We start from the raw sequence: 15227 nt of genomic DNA, 5'->3' as shown, positions 1-15227 counted from the left end.
CCTCGCCCGGCCACCCCCCTAACGGCCGGAAAAGCCTAGGGAGGGCGGCAGGTCTTATTCACCCGCGATTTACCTGGCCGTGACCTATGCGAGGCCGATGGGCAGGCGCACTGCGGTCAGAATCGGCGCCTCATTGACGCGACCGGCGCGGCCGGCACCCTGGAGACCTGAATGAAGTCGTTGCGAATCGGCCTGGCCCTGGCTTGCGTACTGTCCATGGGCCTGGCGCCGGCGCAGGCGCAGAAGCCCCAGGCTCCGCTCGCGGCCGTGGCCGTGCAGCCCAGCGCGGTGCGCGAGCTCGGCGGCATCGAGGAATACCGCCTGCCCAACGGCCTGCAGCTGCTGCTCTTCCCGGACGCGACGCAGACCACCACCACCGTCAACATCACCTACCGCGTCGGCAGCCGCCACGAGGCGCCTGGCGAGTACGGCATGGCCCATCTGCTGGAGCACATGCTGTTCAAGGGCACCGAGCGCCAGCGCGACATCCCCGGCGCGATGGCCCAGCGCGGCGTGCGCTTCAACGGCACGACGACGGTGGACCGCACGAACTACTTCGCGTCCTTCAACGCCAATGCCGACACGCTGGCCTTCCTGCTCGACCTGGAGGCCGACCGCATGGTCAACAGCCGCGTCGCCAGGGCCGACCTCGACACCGAGATGACGGTCGTGCGCAACGAGTTCGAGCGCGGCGAGAACCAGCCCTTCGCGGTGCTGGCCCAGCGCGTCAACGCGGCGGCCTATGCCTGGCATCCCTATGGCCACGCCACCATCGGCCCCAGGAGCGACATCGAGAACGTGCCCATCGAGAAGCTGCAGGCCTTCTACAGGCGCTACTACCGGCCCGACAACGCGACGCTGCTGATCGCCGGCGCCTTCGACAAGGCCGCCACGCTGGCGCTGATCGGCAAGGGCTTCGGCGCCGTCGCCAAGCCCGCCGCGCCCATCCCGCAGCCCTACACCGTGGAGCCGGCCCAGGACGGCGAGCGCACCGTCGTCGTGCGCCGCGTCGGCGGCCAGCCCATCCTGCTGGCGGTCTACCACGTGCCGGCCATCACCCACCCGGACACGCCGGCCCTCATCGTCTACGGCCTCTTGATGAGCCTGCAGCCCAGCGGCCAGCTCTACAGGCAGCTCGTCGAGCCCAAGCTGGCCGTGTCGGCGGGCCTTGCCGGCGTCGGCGGTGCGGCCCCCGGCACCGTCAGCGCCTATGCGGCCCTGCCGCCGGACGCCGACGTGGGCAAGATCGAGACCCAGCTGCTCGACCTCGTCGAGGGGCGCACGGCCAGGCCGTTCGAGGAGAGCGAGCTCGCCCGCGTGCGCGACATCGCCGTCAACGGCTACCGCCAGCAGATGAAGAACCCCGAGGCGCTGATCCAGCAGATCTCGGGGCTGATCGCGGCCGGCGACTGGCGGCTGCTGTTCCAGCTGATGGAAGACATCCCCAAGGTCACGCTGGCCGACGTGGAGCGCGTGCGCCAGGCCTACTTCAAGCCGGCCAACCGCACGCTGGGCCGCTATCTGCCGGCGAGCGCGGTGGCGCGCGTCGAGATCCCGGCCGCACCGGCGCTGGACGAGCGCCTGGCCGGGCTCAAGGGCCCGCCCAAGGTCGAGGCCGGCGAGCAGCTCGACCCCGTGCCCGCCGTGCTGGAGTCGCGCATGAGCCGCACGACGCTGCCCAGCGGCATCGCGCTGCACACGCTGCGCAAGCAGACGCGCGGCAACAGCGTCGCGCTGATGCTGGGCCTGCGCTGGGGCGAGCGCGACGCGACCTTCGCGCGCAACGGCACCGGCATGGTGGGCGCGCTGATGAACGAGGGCAGCAGCGGCTACGGCAAGCAGCAGCTACAGGACGCCCTCATCAAGCTGCGCGCCAGCCTCAGCATCACCAGCTACGACCAGGGCGCCACCGTCTTCCTCAGCGCCGAGCGCGACACGCTGCTGCCGGCCCTGCGCGTCGTGGCCGACGTGCTGCGCCACCCGCTGCTGCCGCAGGACGCCTTCGACCGCGACATCAAGGCCGGCCTCGCCGGCATCGAGGCCTCGCGCCAGGAGCCCGGCGTGCTGCGCCAGGAGGCCACGCGCGGCCACTACAACCAGGCCCGCGGCGTGCACCTCGGCCAGCCCGACTATGTGATGGGCTTGGACGAGCGCATCGCCAACCTGAAGGCCACGACGCTGGACGAGGTGAAGCGCTTCTACGCCGACTACTGGAGCGCCAACGACGCCCAGGTCAGCGTGGTCGGCGCGCTGCCGGAGGGCCTCGCCGCCGAGCTGGACCAGCTCTTCGGCGACTGGAAGAAGCCCGCGGCGCCGAAGTTCCTGCGCCACGTCCCGCAGCATGTGGACGTGCCGCCGGCGCGCTTCGACGCCATTGCGCGCGACAAGGCCAACGCCATCGTGCGCCTGCACGAGACCCTGGCGCTGAACAGCGAGGACGCCGACAACGCGGCGCTGGAGCTGGCCGTGCACGTCTTCGGCGGTGGCGGGCTGGAGAGCCGGCTGTCGGAGCGCGTGCGCCAGAAGGAAGGCCTGAGCTATGGCATCGGTGCGTCGCTGAGCGCGGGCTTCTGGGGCAACGACGGTGGCTTCGCCATCCAGGCCAGCTATGCGCCGGACAAGCGCGACCGCGTCATCGCCGTCGTGAAGGAGGAGCTGGCGCGCATGACGGCCGACGGCATCACGGCGGCCGAGCTGGCCCGCGCGAAGAAGGACATGCTGGAAAGCCGCAAGCAGGCGCGCGCCGAGATCGGCGCGCTGGCCGGCATGCTCGGCAGCCTGGCCGAGCGCGCCCAGACCTGGGCCGCCGTGCAGAAGGACGACGACGAGCTGGCCGCCGTCACCGTCGAGCAGGCCAATGCGGCCTGGCGCAAGCACATCAGGCTCGACCGCTTCGTCGTCTCGACGGCGGGCGACTTCAAGAACCTCTAGAGTCTGCGTCTTGCCATGGGAGACCGCGATGAAGATCGAGCCCTATCTGTTCTTCGACGGCCGCTGTGAGGAGGCCATCGAGTTCTACAAGGCCGCGCTGGGCGCCGAGCTGCTGTTCATGATGCGCAACTCCGACAGCCCCGAGCCGCCGCCGCCCGGCATGCTGCCGCCGGGCTCGGAGCACAAGGTCATGCATGCCTCGCTGCGCGTCGGTGCCACCGTGGTCATGATGTCCGACGGCCGCTGCGGCGGCGACACGGTCTTCAAGGGCTTTTCGCTGTCGCTGGGCAGCCCCGACGAGGCCGGCGCGCGCCGCCTTTTCGACGCGCTGGCCGATGGCGGCCAGGTCGGCATGCCGCTGGCCAAGACCTTCTGGTCGCCGCTGTTCGGCATGGTCAACGACCGCTTCGGCGTGGGCTGGATGGTCAGCGTCTCGGTGCCGGCGGCGGCGTGATCGCGACGGTGCAGCTCCCTGCGCATCTGAAGGCCGACTGCTCGGCCTGCGTGGCGCTGTGCTGCGTGATCCCGCCCTTCGACGCGGTACAGGGCTTCGGCTTCGACAAGCCGGCCGAGACGCCCTGCCGCCACCTCTGCGCCGACCACCGCTGTGGCATCCACGACGACCTCGTCGGGCGCGGCTTTGCCGGCTGCGTCGCCTTCGACTGCCTCGGCGCCGGCCAGCGGCTCACGGCGCTGGCGGTCGCGCGTTTCGGCGATGCCGACTGGCGCGGCCGGCCCGAGGTCGCGCGCTGGCTGTTCGCGGCCTACCCCGGCGTGCGCGAGGCCCAGGAGTGGCTGGCCCGCCTCAGCCTGGCCGCCCGCGTGTCCGGCCTGGATGGCCTGCGCGTGCTGGCGGCCGAACTCGAGGCCGAGGCGCCGCGCTGGCCGGATTGGCGCGCGGCCGAGCGGGACGTGTGGCGGAGCCGCGTGGGAGCCGCGCTCGCGCCGCTGGCCGAGAATCGCGGCTTGAGCAACTGATGCATTCCATGGATTCAGCGAAACCCGCCCTTTCGGTGGCACTGGCCGATGAACGACTCGGCACGGGCTGGCGTCGGCCCCGCACCGCCGTGCGCGTCGTGGCCCTGCTGTGCAGCCTGCTGGCCGCCGGCGTCGTCTTCGGCCTCTTCAACCGCTTCGGCATCATCCGCAGCGAGGCCAGGCCCGAGCGCCAGCTGATCGGCACGATCGACATGGGCATCGCCCACCGCGAGCTGGGCCAGATCCAGGCCCGTGCGGACATCGCGTCGGGCGTGCTGAAGCTGCTGAGCTTCGGCCCGGCCGAGCCCAGCGCCGAGGACCACGTCAGGGCCGAGCGTCTGAAGAAGCGCTACGGCGTCGTCCGCGTCAGCCACGGCGAAGCGCCCACGCCGCAATCCCAGGCCTATGCCGACGGCTACAACTGGGCCGTCAAGGCCGAGATCAAGCGCCGCCACGGCCAGGACTTCCTGGATCGCCTGCTGCGCGAGTTCGACAACGGCAGCCTCAGGCAGGACAAGGCCGGAAACGCATCATGAAGCTCATCGGCATGCTCGACTCACCCTTTGTGCGCCGCGTCGCGATCGCGATGCGCCTGCTGGGCCTGCCCTCCGGGCACGCGGCCTGATGGCCACCCGGCGCCCTCCGCAGACCGTCTATGTCTTCCAGGGCGGCGGCGCGCTGGGCGCCTACCAGGCCGGCGTGGCCGAGGCGCTGGAGGCCGGCGGCATTGCACCGGACTGGCTGGTCGGCACTTCCATCGGCGCGATCAACGCGGCGCTGATCGCCGGCAACAAGCCGGCCGACCGCCTGGCCGCGCTGCGCGAGTTCTGGTCGCGCGTGACGCGGCCGGGCCTGCCCGTGCCGAGCCCGGCCAACCCGTTCACCGCCGGTCTGCAGACCTGGCAGACGCTGCTGACCGGCGTGCCCGGCTTCTTCAAGCCGCGCGGCCCGCTGGCCTGGGACCTGAACCGCCCCGCGCCGCTGACCGAACTCGGCTTCTACGACACCGCGCCGCTGGCCGCGACGCTGGACGAGCTGGTCGACTTCGGCCTCATCGCGTCGGGCGACACGCGGCTGACGCTGTGCGCCGTCAACGTGCGCTCGGGCGAGCTGGAGCAGTTCGACAACCGCGACGGCAAGACCCGCATAGTCGCCGCGCACGTGATGGCCAGCGGCGCGCTGCCGCCGGGCTTCGCGCCGGTGCGCATCGGCCGCGAGGCCTACTGGGACGGCGGCATCTACTCCAACACGCCGCTGGATGTCGTGCTCGACGACAGCGAACGCCGCGACACGCTGTGCTTCATGGTCGACCTCTGGGACGCCAGCGAGGCCGCGCCGCGCACGATGGCCCAGGCGCTGACGCGCTACAAGGACATCCAGTACGCCAGCCGCATCTGCGAGCACCTGGACGACCACGAGCGGCTGCAGAACCTGCGCCGCGCGCTGCGCCTCGTCGGCCGCCAGCTCGGCCCCAAGGCCGCCGCCGACCCGGCCGTGAAGGCCCTGCTGGCCCTGGGCTGCGACTCGCGCATCGACGTCGAGCACCTCGTCATGCAGGCCCAGCCGGGCGAGGATTCCTGGCGCGACATCGACTTCACCGCCGCGCGCCTGCAGGCCCGCTGGGACGCCGGCCTGCACGACGGCCGCCGCGTCGTGAAGCGCGCGGCCTGGCGCGAGCCGCCGGGCGACAACATCGGCATGCGGGTCCACTCACTACCGGAGCAATGACATGGACGTCGTTCGATCCATCCTCGACTTCAACGCCGGGCGCGACCCGGAGCGGCTGCGCATGAAGTTCGCGAAGATGCGCCAGAGCTCCTTCATCTTCCTGCGCGGCACGGCCCATCTCTTCCACGAGCGCGTGCAGCGCCGCGGCGTGCTCAGGAGCGCGCCGCCGGCCTGGTGCTGCGGCGACATGCACCTGGAGAACTTCGGCAGCTACAAGGGCGACAACCGGCTGGCCTATTTCGACCTCAACGACTTCGACGAGGCCGCGCTGGCGCCGGCCGCCTGGGATCCGCTGCGGCTGCTGACCAGCCTGTGGCTGGCCGCGCCGGAGCTGCACCTGGACGCCGCCCACACCCAGCGCCTGTGCCGCGCGCTGCTGGACGGCTATGCCGACGCGCTGGCCGCCGGCAAGGCCTACTGGCTGGAGCGCGAGACCGCCTCCGGCCCGGTGCGCGCGCTGCTGGACCAGGTCAGCCTGCGCCGGCGCGCCGACTTCCTCGCCAAGCGCTGCGGCCCGCCGTCGCGGGCCGGCCGCTACCGCCGCCTCAAGATCGACGGCCAGCGCCTGCTGGCGGCCAGCGACGCGCAGAAGCAGCAGGTCGCCGGCTTCATGCAGGGCTTCGCGCAGACCCAGCACGACCCGCAGTTCTTCGAGGTGCTGGACGTGGCGCGGCGCGTGGCCGGCACCGGCAGCCTGGGCCTGCAGCGCTATGCCATCCTCGTGCGCGGCAAGGGCGTGGCCGACGGCCAATACCTGCTCGACCTGAAGCAGATCCTGCCGTCGGTGCTCGCGCCGGCCGGCGGCTGCAAGCAGCCGCGCTTCGGCGATGCAGCGCAGCGCCTCGTCGCCGTGCAGCGCCGCATGCAGGCCGTGTCCATGGCCTTCCTGCATGCGGTCAGCCTCGACGGCCGGCCCCATGTGCTGCGCGGCCTGCAGCCCAGCGAGGACAGGCTGGACCTCGCCGCCCTGTCGGCCCACGGCCACGCGCTGGCCGACAGCCTCATCACGATGGGGCGGCTGATGGCCTGGGCGCAGCTGCGCTCGTCGGGCCGGCAGGGCTCGGCCGCGGCGGACGAGCTGATCGACTTCGGCCGCCGCGGCAGCGGCGCGGGCAAGTGGCGCGACCGCCTGGTGGCGCTGTCGCAGGCCACCGCGGCCCAGGTGGACAAGGACTGGGCCGTCTACTGCCAGGCCTTCGACCAGGGCGGCTTCGACATCGCGAACCATGCCGGTTGAGGCCCCGCGCTGGCGCGCCGACCTGACCGCTGGCCTGTGCGTGGCCGGCCTGCTGCTGCCCGAGGGCGTGGCCTATGCCGGCCTGGCCGGGCTGCCGGTGGCCCATGCCTTCGCGGCGGCCCTCGTCGGCCTGGCCGTCTATGCGCTGCTCGGCCGCAGCCGCGACGCCATCGTCGCGCCCACCTCGTCCAGCGCCAGCCTTGCCGCCGCTGCGGCCGCGGGCCTGGCCGGCATCGCGCACGCGGAGGCGCTGCTGGCGCTGACGCTGGCGGCGGGCACCGTGCTGCTGGCGCTGGCCGCGGCGCGCCAGGGCCAGCTGTCGGCCTTCGTGTCGCGGCCCGTGCTGCGCGGCTTCGCGTTCGCGCTGGCCATCACCATCGTCATCAAGCAGCTGCCCGACGTGTTCCGCCTGCGCCCGCCGCCGGGCCTGGACGCGCCCCATCTGCTCGTCTGGGTGCTGGCCCATGCGGCCGACTGGCATCTGCCCAGCCTGCTCGTCGCGCTGGCGGCCGGCGCGCTGATCGCGCTGCTGCGGCGCTGGCCGACCTGGCCGGCTTCGCTGATCGCGCTGGTGGCCGCCATCGCGGCGACGCGTTGGCTGGGCCTGCAGGGCCAGGGCGTCGAGGTCGTCGGCACGGTGGCCCCGCCGGCCTTCGCGCTGCATCTGCCCGACCTGGGCCGCGACGCCTGGCTGCGCGTGGCCGAACTGGCCGTCGGTCTCGTCGTGCTGCTGTTCGCCGAGTCCTGGGGCAGCATCCGCTCGCTGGGCCTGCTGCGCGGCGACACGCCGGACGCCAACCGCGAGCTGATGGCCCTGGGCGCGGCCAACCTCGCGGCCGGCCTGCTGCAGGGCATGCCGGTGGGCGCGGGCTTCTCGGCCAGCGCGGCCAACCACGGCGCCGGCGCGCAGAGCCGCCGCGCGGGCTTCATCGCCTGCGCCGTGCTGGGGCTGGCCATCGCCGTCGCGCTGCCCGCGCTGCAGTGGCTGCCGCGGCCGGTGCTGGCCGTGGCCGTCATCGCGGCGCTGTGGCATGCGCTGTCGCCGCGGCCCCTGATCGCGACCTGGCATCTGGGCCGCGACCGCCTGCTGATCGCCGGCGCCGTCGTCGCCGTGCTGGCGCTAGGCCTGCTGCACGGCATGCTGGCCTCGGTCGCGCTGTCCATCGTCGAGGCGCTGCGCCGCTTCAGCCAGCCGGTGCTGCATGAGCTCGGCGCGATGCCGGGCACGCGCAACTTCGTCAACCGGCCCGAGCACCCCGACGCGCTGCCGGTGCCCGGCGCGCTGATCCTGCGCCCGCAGGAGCCGCTGTTCTTCGCCAGCGCCGAGCGCGTGATGGCCGAGGCCGCGGCCCGGCTGGCCGCGAACGGCGCGGCCACGCTGGTGCTGAGCCTGGAGGAGAGCGGCGACCTCGACAGCACCGCGCTGGAATGCCTGATGGAGCTGGACCAGCGCCTCGCGGCCCGCCAGCAGCGCCTGCTGCTGGCGCGCGTGAAGGAGCCGGTGCGGGCCCTGCTGCATGCGAGCGCGCCCAACGGGCTGGGCCGCGAGGAGAGGCAGTTCTGGAGCGTGGCAGACGCCGCGGCGGCGCTCAGCCCCGGGCCAGCGCGTTGAGCTTCTCGACCGTCGCCCAGTTGCGCGTCGTGCCGGCCTCGCCGAGCTTCTTCAGCAGCGCGGCGCCGGCCTTGCTTTCCAGGATGCCGTGGGCGCACCACAGATAGGCCGCGTGCGCGGTGACGACGAAGCGCTCGTCGCCCTGCGTGGCGATGCCGGCCGCGGCCTGCAGCGTGGCGGCATCGGCCGTGATGGTGACGAGCAGGCGGCTCGGGTCGTCGGCCTCGGCAATGGGCTGTTCGGCCGCGATGGCGGCCCATTCGTCGGCCGTCTTCAGGATGACGGCGGCGTCGACGCCGAGCTTGTCCAGCACGGCCGCGCGGATCCTGTCGGCCGTGAGCTTCTTCTTCGTGTCGAAGACGGCGTTGCCGCTGTTCAGCAACGTCGCGACGTTGGTGGCGCCGAGCTCGGCCAGCAGGGCCTTGAGGTCGGCCATCGCGAGGCGCTTGGCCTTGCCGACATTGATGCCGCGCCACAGCGCCACATGGCGCATCAGCTCATGCCCTGGTGACGCAGCAGCGCGTCGATGCGCGGCTCGCGGCCGCGGAAGGCCTTGAAGCTGTCGATGGCGTCGCGCGCGCCGCCCTGCTCCAGCACCTCGTGCAGGAAGCGCCGGCCGGTGGCAGCGTTGAACACGCCTTCCTCCTCGAAGGCGCTCCAGGCGTCGGCGCTGAGCAGCTCGGCCCATTTGTAGCTGTAGTAGCCGGCCGCATAGCCGCCCGCGAAGATGTGCGAGAAGCTGTGCTGGAAGCGGTTGAAGGCCGGCGGGATCAGCACGGCGACTTCGGCGCGGACCTCGTCCAGCAGCTTCTGCACGTCGGCCTCGGCGCCCGGCTCGCCATGCAGGCGCATGTCGAACAGCGCGAACTCGATCTGGCGCAGCGTCATCAGCCCGCTCTGGAAGTTCTTGGCCGCGGTCATCTTGTCGAAGAGCTCGCGCGGCAGCGGCTCGCCGCTGTCGACGTGGCCGCTGAGCTGGCCCAGCACGTCCCACTCCCAGCAGAAGTTCTCCATGAACTGGCTGGGCAGCTCGACGGCGTCCCATTCCACGCCGGAGATGCCCGACACGCCGAGGTCGTTCACCTGCGTCAGCATGTGGTGCAGGCCATGGCCGAACTCGTGGAAGAGGGTGATGACGTCGTCGTGGGTCAGCAGCGCGGGCTTCTCCCCGACGGGCGACGCGAAGTTGCACACCAGCTGGGCCACGGGCAACTGCTGCTCACCGGAGGGCTTGAGCCAGCGGCTGCGCACGTCGTCCATCCAGGCGCCGGGGCGCTTGCCCGGGCGGGCGTAGAGGTCGAGGTAGAAGCTGGCGATCGCCCGGCCCTGGCGGCGCAGCTCGTAGAACTTGACGGTCTCGTGCCAGACGGAGGCCCGGGCCTCGGCGATCGTCACGTCGAACAGGCGCTCGATGATGGCGAACAGGCCGGCCACGACCTTGGGCGCCGTGAAGAACTGCTTCACGGTCTGGTCGCTGAAGGCGTAGCGCGCTTCCTTGAGCTTCTCGCTCCAGAAGGGGATGTCCCAGGCCTCCAGCGGCTCGCCCTTCGCGAACTCGCGCAGCTCGGCCAGGTCCTTCTCGGCGAAGGGGCGGGCGCGGCTGGCGAGGTCGCGCAGGAAGCCCGCCACCTCGGCGGGCGTGCTGGCCATCTTGGGCGCCAGCGACACCTCGGCAAAGCTGGCGTAGCCCAGCAGCCGCGCCTCTTCCTGGCGCAGCGCGACGATCTCGCGCATCGCGGCGCTGTTGTCCCATTCGGGCTTGCCCTGTTCGCTGGCGCGGGTCACGTAGGCACGGTAGAGCCTCTCGCGCAGCGCGCGGTTCTCGGCGTACTGGATGACGGGCAGGTAGACCGGGAAATGCAGCGTCAGCTTGTGGCCGCCGTCGTCGAGCCGGGTCGCGTCGAGCACGTCCTGCGGCACGCCGGCCAGTTCTTCGGCCGATGCCACATGGCTCCAGCCGTCGGTCGCGTCCAGCACATGCTCGCTGAACTGCTGCTGCAGCTCGGCGCTGCGCTCCTGGATGGCGGCATAGCGCTCGCGGGCCGCGCCCTGCAGCTCGGCGCCGGACAGCACGAAGTCGCGGATGGCGTGCTTCAGCAGCTGCCGGCGCGGCGCGCTCAGCGTGCCGCCCTGCGCGGCCATCACGGCCTTGTACTTCGCGAACAGCGCCTCGTTGGCGCCCATGGCCGTGCTGAACTCGGTGACGGCCGGCAGCATCGCGTTGTAGGCCTCGCGCAGCGCCGGCGTGTCGGCCACCGCGTTCAGATGGCCCACGGCGCCCCAGGCCGCACCCATGCGCTCGGTCGCGGTGTCGAGGATGCGCGAGAGCACGTCGTAGTCGGCCGGCGTCTCGGGCTTGACGGCCTCGTCCAAGGCCGCCTGGGCCGCGGCCAGCAGCTCGGTGATGGCGGGCTGCACATGCTCGGGCCGGATGGCCGCGAAGTCGGGCAGGGCGGCGGTGGAGAGAAGGGGGTTGGTCATGGTCAGGCGGAGCTTGCGGCTCGTTCGGCAGATTCAAGCGTGTTGACCAGGAGCATGGCGATGGTCATTGGCCCGACCCCACCCGGCACGGGGGTGATCCAGCCGGCCACCTGCTTCACGCCGTCGAAGTCCACGTCGCCGCAGAGCTTGCCCTCGTCGTTGCGGTTCATGCCGACGTCGATGACAACGGCGCCGGGCTTGACCATGTCGGCCGTCAGCACATTGCGCTTGCCCACCGCGGCGACGATGACGTCGGCCTGGCGGGTCATCGCGCCGAGGTCGGCCGTGCCGCTGTGGCAGACGGTGACGGTCGCGTTGGCGGCCAGCAGCATCATCGCCATGGGCTTGCCGACGATGTTGCTGCGGCCGATGACGACGGCATGCTTGCCGCGCAAGTCCTTCATGCCGATGCTCTCCAGCATCTTCATGCAGCCGTAGGGCGTGCAGGCCTTGAAGCCCGGCTCGCCGACCATCAGCGCGCCGGCGCTGGCGACGTGGAAGCCGTCGACGTCCTTGGCCGGCGAGATGGACTCGATGACCTTGTGGTCGTCGATGTGCTTGGGCAGGGGCAGCTGGACGAGGATGCCGTGGATGGTCGGGTCGTTGTTCAGCGCCTCGACGCGGGCCAGCAGCTCGGCCTCGGTCATGGACGCCTCGTACTTTTCCAGCACCGAGCGGATGCCGGCTTCCTCGCAGGCCTTGACCTTGTTGCGCACATAGACCTGGCTGGCCGGGTTGTCGCCCACCAGCACGACGGCGAGGCCGGGCTGCTTGCCCTGGGCGGTCAGTGCGGCGGCGCGGGTGGCGGCTTCGGCGCGCAGTTGCTTGGCAAGGGCGAGGCCGTCGATCAATTGGGCGGTCATGTGAGGCTCCAGAAATGCAACCACAGAGGCACCGAGGCACAGAGAAGAAGAGCTTTGAATTCCTCCGTGTCTCTGTGCCTCTGTGGTTGCATTTGAAAAGTCAGAAAGCAAAAAGCCGCTGAGGATTCAGCGGCCTTTCGGTGGTCGGCGGAATCAGGCCTTCGCCGTGGCACCCAACGCGATCTTCAGCAGATCGGCCACGGTGTTGGCGTTGAGCTTCTCCATGATGTTGGCGCGATGGGCCTCGACCGTCTTGATGCTGATGCCGAGGTCGTCGGCGATCTGCTTGTTCAGGCGGCCGGCGACGATGCGTTCCAGCACCTGGGCCTCGCGGGTCGTGAGCCGCGCCAGCAGGGCGTCGCGGCTGGCGGCTTCCTGGTGGCTGGAGAAGGCGTCGCGGGCCTGGTCGAGCATGCGCTCGACGAGAGCCAGCAGCTCTTCTTCCTTGAAGGGCTTCTCGATGAAGTCCATCGCGCCTTTCTTCATCGTCTGCACGGCCATGGGGACGTCGCCGTGGCCGGTGATGAAGACGACGGGCAGGGGACTCTTGCGCTCGATGAGGCGGTCCTGCAGTTCCAGGCCGGTCATGCCGTCCATGCGGATGTCGGCGATCAGGCAGGCGACCTCGCGGGGGTCGTAGCGGGCCAGGAAGGATTCGGCGGAGTCAAAGCACTTGACCCGGTAATCCTTGCCTTCGAGCAGCCACTGCAGGGAGTCGCGGACCGCTTCGTCGTCGTCGACAACGTAGACGTTGCCCTTCTTCGGGATCAAGCTCATGGTGTGGTGGGTTCGGTTCTCTGAGCGCTGCCGGCGCCGTCATGGCGCAGCTGTTCTGAGGTGATGGTGACCGGGATCGTGAAGGCGAATCGGCACCCGACGACAAGGGATCCATTGTAGAGGTTCTCGGCTTTTATCCGGCCCTGGTGGGACTCGACGATGGACCGGCATAACCCTAATCCGATGCCCAGGCCGTCGGTCTTGGTCGAGAAGAAAGCCTCGTACATGCGGGCCAGCACCTCGTCGGGCAAACCCGGGCCCATGTCGGTCACCGAGAACTCGATCTGGCCGCCCAGCTCGGCGCTGTGCTTGGGCACGACCCTCAGCTCGATGTGGCGGCGCGAGGTCGGCAGCGACGCGTTGTCGATGGCCTCGGCGGCGTTCTTCAGCAGGTTCATCAGCACCTGCTCGATGAGGATGGGGTCGACCATCAGCTGCGGCAGGCGCTGGGCCACATAGGTGTGAATGGCCACGCTGCGCCGGCGCAGCTCGATGCCGGCCAGCTCGACCGCGTCCTCGACGATGTCGGCCGCGTGCGCCGGCTGGCGCTGCGGCTCGCTGCGCTTCACGAAGGCGCGGATGCGGTGGATGATCTGGCCGGCGCGCTCGGCCTGCTTGGCGGTCTTCTGCAGCGCGGCGAGCAGCGCGTCCCTGTCGATCGAGTCGTTGCGCACGCGGCTGACCATGCCGTTGCAGTAGTTGGTGATGGCGGTCAGCGGCTGGTTCAGCTCGTGGGCCACGCTGGAGGCCATCTCGCCCATCGTCATCAGGCGGCTCGTGACCTGGGCCTTCTCGGCCTGCAGCGCGGCCTGCGCCTCGGCGTGGCGGCGCATCGTGATGTCGGTGGCGATCAGCATCTGCGCCAGCCGCCCGTCGGTCCACTGCAGATAGCGCGCGCGCACGTCGAACCACATGGCCAGCGACTCGACATAGACCTCGCGCGGGTCGGCGCCGATGTCGGTCAGCGCCTCGGCGGGCAGGCCGGAATAGTCGTCGACCTCATCGCCATGATCGCCCGTGTCGCCGAGGCCGCGCCGGCTCGTCGTGCCGACGAGCTGGCCGCCGGCCAGCAGCGCGTGGCCGGCCGGGTCGGCGCCGAACCAGAGGCGGTAGCTGCGGTTGGCGAACAGCAGCTCGGGCGGCTGCACGGACAGCACGGACACGGCCGCGTCCAGGCCTTCCAGCACGGTCGTGAAGCGCTCGTGCGAGGCCGAGAGCTGATCGCGCACGCGCTTGGCCTCGGTGATGTTGGTCATCGAGGTCATCCAGCCGGTCTGCTTGCCCTTGATGTCGACCAGCGGCGACACATAGACGCGGGCGTCGAACTGGCTGCCGTCGCGGCGCTGGATCTTGACCTCGACGCCGCCCGAGGGGCTGCGGCCCTGCAGCTCCTGCTGCAGCAGGCGCGCGTTCTCCTCGCGCCGGTCCGACGGCCAGAAGGGGTAGGGCGGCGTGCGGCCGACGAGGTCGGCCTCGGAGAAGCCCGTCATCGCGCAGAAGGCCGGGTTCACGTAGGTGATGCGTGTGTCCATGTCCATCGCGCGCATGCCGGTCAGCATGGAGTTCTCCATCGCGCGGCGGAAATTGGTCTCCAGCGTCAGCGCGTTCTGGATCTGCGTGCGCCGGCGCATATGGCGCCAGGTGCCTAGCAGCATCCAGACCGTCAGGCCGGCCAGCGCCAGCACCAGCCAGAACAGCGCGTTGCTGATCAGGCCGATGGAGGTGCGCCAGCCCTGGCCGCGCAGCACCAGGCCGTTGAGGGCCGGCGCGAGCGGCACTTCGTGCACCAGCGCGGCGCGGCGCAGCACCTGGCCGGGCATCGGCGTGACGGTGCTGCTGACGACCTGGTCGCGCGCATCCAGCACGGCGATGCTGTGGCGCGTGGCGACCTCGCTGGGCACGTAGTAGCGCAGCAGGGCCTCGACGGTGTATTCGGCGATCAGCACGCCGGCGAAGCCGCCGCGGTCGATCAGCGGGATGTGCAGCTGGAAGACGGTCGTGCCGTTGGCGTCGGCGAAGGGCGGCGAGTAGACCGGCTGGCGCCTTTCCTTGGCGGCCTCGAAGGCGATCTCGGCCGCGTTGGACTGGTTGGGCATGGGCATGGACGGGTCGTCGCTGTCCGCCGTCATCAGCCCGTCGGCCTGGAAGCCCGCCGCGCCCACGCTGCTGCGGCGCTCGCGCCGCGCGCTCAGCCAGGTCACATGGGTCAGCTCGGGGCGTTCGCGCGCGAACGCCTGGGCCTGGGCCGAGAACTCGTGGGCGTCGATCTGGCGCGTGACGACCTCGCGCGCGATGCGCACGAGCTGCTCCTGGTTCTCGATCAGGCGCAGGCGGATCTGCTGCTGGGCGATCTCGGTGTCGCGCTTGACGCTCTCGGTCTCGCGCTCGATCTCCTCGTTGCGCAGATACCAGAAGGCCGAAACGATGGCGGCCAGGAAGAGCAGCACCGAGATCAGCGGGCCCAGCGTGGCCAGCCGGTCCTGGCGCGACGGCGATTGCCGGAACCACCAGCTGGCGACCAGGCGGCGCAACGGCGCCAGCATGCGCTGGCCGCGGCTGCGGATCTCGGGGATGGGGGAGTCGACGGACATCGGCAAATTATCCGGGGCGGCCTCGACAC

The 15227-nt window shown here is 71.0% G+C and carries 12 protein-coding genes and 1 pseudogene; 8 read left to right on the top strand and 5 right to left on the bottom strand.

Features of this window, described 5'->3' with window-relative positions; translation table 11 throughout:
* Positions 1–171: 171 nt before the first annotated feature.
* The 8 genes and pseudogenes from NYP07_RS09240 (at position 172) to NYP07_RS09205 (ending at position 8486) form a co-directional block, all read left to right on the top strand.
* The gene (locus NYP07_RS09240) at positions 172–2931 is read left to right on the top strand and encodes a M16 family metallopeptidase (protein ID WP_268149626.1); all 2760 of its coding nucleotides are present in this window, start codon (positions 172–174) and stop codon (positions 2929–2931) included.
* Between the two features lie 28 nt (positions 2932–2959).
* Positions 2960–3385 (top strand): VOC family protein, encoded by a 426-nt coding sequence (locus tag NYP07_RS09235; protein WP_268149624.1) that lies wholly within the window; start codon positions 2960–2962, stop codon positions 3383–3385.
* A gap of 8 nt (positions 3386–3393) precedes the next feature.
* Positions 3394–3909 (top strand): hypothetical protein, encoded by a 516-nt coding sequence (locus NYP07_RS09230; protein WP_268149622.1) that lies wholly within the window; start codon positions 3394–3396, stop codon positions 3907–3909.
* Between the two features lie 8 nt (positions 3910–3917).
* The gene (locus NYP07_RS09225; RefSeq protein WP_268149620.1) at positions 3918–4445 is read left to right on the top strand and encodes a hypothetical protein; all 528 of its coding nucleotides are present in this window, start codon (positions 3918–3920) and stop codon (positions 4443–4445) included.
* Positions 4442–4525 (top strand): annotated as a pseudogene (locus NYP07_RS09220) (glutathione S-transferase N-terminal domain-containing protein); the annotation flags it as partial. The gene NYP07_RS09225 and the pseudogene NYP07_RS09220, both read left to right, overlap by 4 nt.
* 8 nt (positions 4526–4533) lie before the next feature.
* A complete protein-coding gene (locus NYP07_RS09215; RefSeq protein WP_268149618.1) occupies positions 4534–5637 on the top strand; it encodes a patatin-like phospholipase family protein in 1104 nt (367 codons plus the stop codon).
* A gap of 1 nt (position 5638) precedes the next feature.
* On the top strand, positions 5639–6874 hold the full coding sequence (locus NYP07_RS09210; RefSeq protein WP_268149616.1) for a DUF2252 domain-containing protein: 1236 nt from the start codon (positions 5639–5641) through the stop codon (positions 6872–6874).
* Positions 6864–8486, top strand: a complete 1623-nt coding sequence (locus NYP07_RS09205) for a SulP family inorganic anion transporter (protein WP_268149614.1) — start codon at positions 6864–6866, stop codon at positions 8484–8486. Before NYP07_RS09210 ends, NYP07_RS09205 begins: the two co-directional genes overlap by 11 nt.
* Here NYP07_RS09205 and NYP07_RS09200 read toward each other — a convergent pair.
* From NYP07_RS09200 to NYP07_RS09180, 5 genes are all read right to left on the bottom strand, one after another.
* On the bottom strand, positions 8464–8979 hold the full coding sequence (locus tag NYP07_RS09200; RefSeq protein ID WP_268149612.1) for a DUF1697 domain-containing protein: 516 nt from the start codon (positions 8977–8979) through the stop codon (positions 8464–8466). The two genes, NYP07_RS09205 and NYP07_RS09200, sit on opposite strands and share 23 nt — an antisense overlap.
* Positions 8979–10967, bottom strand: coding sequence for a M3 family metallopeptidase (locus NYP07_RS09195; RefSeq protein ID WP_378989964.1), 1989 nt, complete (start codon positions 10965–10967; stop codon positions 8979–8981). The genes NYP07_RS09200 and NYP07_RS09195 overlap by 1 nt, the downstream gene beginning before the upstream one ends.
* 2 nt (positions 10968–10969) lie before the next feature.
* Positions 10970–11830, bottom strand: coding sequence for a bifunctional methylenetetrahydrofolate dehydrogenase/methenyltetrahydrofolate cyclohydrolase FolD (folD, locus tag NYP07_RS09190; protein ID WP_268149610.1), 861 nt, complete (start codon positions 11828–11830; stop codon positions 10970–10972).
* A gap of 153 nt (positions 11831–11983) precedes the next feature.
* Positions 11984–12607: a response regulator transcription factor gene (locus tag NYP07_RS09185; protein WP_268149609.1), complete on the bottom strand. Its 624-nt coding sequence runs from the start codon at positions 12605–12607 to the stop codon at positions 11984–11986.
* Positions 12604–15198 (bottom strand): PAS domain S-box protein, encoded by a 2595-nt coding sequence (locus NYP07_RS09180; protein WP_268149607.1) that lies wholly within the window; start codon positions 15196–15198, stop codon positions 12604–12606. The genes NYP07_RS09185 and NYP07_RS09180 overlap by 4 nt, the downstream gene beginning before the upstream one ends.
* Between the last annotated feature and the right edge of the window lie 29 nt (positions 15199–15227).

Source organism: Pelomonas aquatica (assembly GCF_026712205.1).
GTDB classification, from domain to species: domain Bacteria; phylum Pseudomonadota; class Gammaproteobacteria; order Burkholderiales; family Burkholderiaceae_C; genus Pelomonas; species Pelomonas aquatica.
This window is presented reverse-complemented; position numbering and strand designations above follow the sequence as displayed.